1 rRNA gene is annotated in these 2,627 nt (G+C 50.8%); it reads right to left on the reverse strand.

Annotation, left to right across the window (positions count from 1 at the left end):
- A 23S ribosomal RNA gene (locus tag DPV81_RS09335) occupies positions 1-2,627 on the reverse strand; the annotation flags it as partial.

Raw genomic sequence — 2,627 nt, forward strand, 5'->3', positions numbered from 1 at the left:
ACAGGGAGAACTCATCTCTTGGCAAGTTTCGTGCTTAGATGCTTTCAGCACTTATCTCTTCCGCACTTAGCTACCCGGCAATGCGTCTGGCGACACAACCGGAACACCAGTGGTGCGTCCACTCCGGTCCTCTCGTACTAGGAGCAGCCCCAACCAATTCTCCAACGCCCACGGCAGATAGGGACCGAACTGTCTCACGACGTTCTAAACCCAGCTCGCGTACCACTTTAAATGGCGAACAGCCATACCCTTGGGACCTACTTCAGCCCCAGGATGTGATGAGCCGACATCGAGGTGCCAAACACCGCCGTCGATATGAACTCTTGGGCGGTATCAGCCTGTTATCCCCGGAGTACCTTTTATCCGTTGAGCGATGGCCCTTCCATTCAGAACCACCGGATCACTATGACCTACTTTCGTACCTGCTCGACTTGTCTGTCTCGCAGTTAAGCTTGCTTATACCATTGCACTAACCTGACGATGTCCGACCGTCATTAGCAAACCTTCGTGCTCCTCCGTTACTCTTTGGGAGGAGACCGCCCCAGTCAAACTACCCACCAGACACTGTCCGAGACCACGTTTCGTAATCTTCGTTAGAACATCAAACGTTAAAGGGTGGTATTTCAAGGACGACTCCATAATCACTAGCGTGACTACTTCATAGTCTCCCACCTATCCTACACATCAAAATTCAATGTTCAGTGTCAAGCTATAGTAAAGGTTCACGGGGTCTTTCCGTCTAGCCGCGGGTACACCGCATCTTCACGGCGATTTCAATTTCACTGAGTCTCGGGTGGAGACAGCCTGGCCATCATTATGCCATTCGTGCAGGTCGGAACTTACCCGACAAGGAATTTCGCTACCTTAGGACCGTTATAGTTACGGCCGCCGTTTACTGGGGCTTCGATCAGGAGCTTCTCTTTCGATTACACCATCAATTAACCTTCCAGCACCGGGCAGGCATCACACCCTATACGTCCACTTTCGTGTTTGCAGAGTGCTGTGTTTTTAATAAACAGTTGCAGCCAGCTGGTATCTTCGACCGGTTCAACCTTCGCCCGCAAGGGACTACAATCTACGCCGGCGCACCTTCTCCCGAAGTTACGGTGCTATTTTGCCTAGTTCCTTCACCCGAGTTCTCTCAAGCGCCTGAGTATTCTCTACCTGACCACCTGTGTCGGTTTTCAGTACGGTTTAGATAAACCTGAAGCTTAGTGGCTTTTCCTGGAAGTGTGGTATCGGTTACTTCAGCTCCGTAGAGCCTCGTCATCATCTCTCGGTGTTAAAGAAGTCCGGATTTGCCTAAACTTCACACCTACCAACTTAAACGCACATATCCAACAGTGCGATAACCTAACCTGCTCCGTCCCCACATCGCAGTTTATCCAAGTACGGGAATATTAACCCGTTTCCCATCGACTACGCTTTTCAGCCTCGCCTTAGGGGCCGACTCACCCTGCCCCGATTAACGTTGGACAGGAACCCTTGGTCTTCCGGCGAACGGGTTTTTCACCCGTTTTATCGTTACTTATGTCAGCATTCGCACTTCTGATACGTCCAGCAAACCTCTCGATTCACCTTCATCCGCTTACAGAACGCTCCCCTACCCAACAGTATTGCTACTGATGCCGCAGCTTCGGTGCTATATTTGAGCCCCGTTACATCTTCCGCGCAGGCCGACTCGACTAGTGAGCTATTACGCTTTCTTTAAATGATGGCTGCTTCTAAGCCAACATCCTAGCTGTCTAAGCCTTCCCACTTCGTTTCCCACTTAATATAGACTTTGGGACCTTAGCTGGCGGTCTGGGTTGTTTCCCTCTCCACGACGGACGTTAGCACCCGCCGTGTGTCTCCTGAGTATCACTCTTCGGTATTCGTAGTTTGCATCGGGTTGGTAATCCGGGATGGACCCCTAGCCGAAACAGTGCTCTACCCCCGAAGGTGTCCGCTCAAGGCTCTACCTAAATAGATTTCGGGGAGAACCAGCTATCTCCCGGTTTGATTGGCCTTTCACCCCCAGCCACAAGTCATCCGCTAATTTTTCAACATTAGTCGGTTCGGTCCTCCAGTTAGTGTTACCCAACCTTCAACCTGCCCATGGCTAGATCACCGGGTTTCGGGTCTATACCTTGCAACTAGACGCCCAGTTAAGACTCGGTTTCCCTTCGGCTCCCCTATTCGGTTAACCTCGCTACAAAATATAAGTCGCTGACCCATTATACAAAAGGTACGCAGTCACCCTTAAAGGGCTCCCACTGCTTGTACGTACAAGGTTTCAGGTTCTATTTCACTCCCCTCACCGGGGTTCTTTTCGCCTTTCCTTCACAGTACTGGTTCACTATCGGTCAATCAGGAGTATTTAGCCTTGGAGGATGGTCCCCCCATCTTCAAACAGGATATCACGTGTCCCGCCCTACTTGTCGTTAGCTTAGTACCATGACCTGGACTTCGAGTACGGGGCTATCACCCTGTATCGCCAAGCTTCCCAGCTTGTTCCTCTGTCTCTGTCATTATCACTAACAGGCTCCTTCGCGTTCGCTCGCCGCTACTAACGAAATCTCGGTTGATTTCTTTTCCTCGGGGTACTTAGATGTTTCAGTTCTCCCGGTTTGCCTCACTTACCTATG

Source organism: Haemophilus parainfluenzae (genome assembly GCF_003252795.1).
In the GTDB taxonomy this organism is placed as follows: Bacteria; Pseudomonadota; Gammaproteobacteria; order Enterobacterales; family Pasteurellaceae; genus Haemophilus_D; species Haemophilus_D parainfluenzae_K.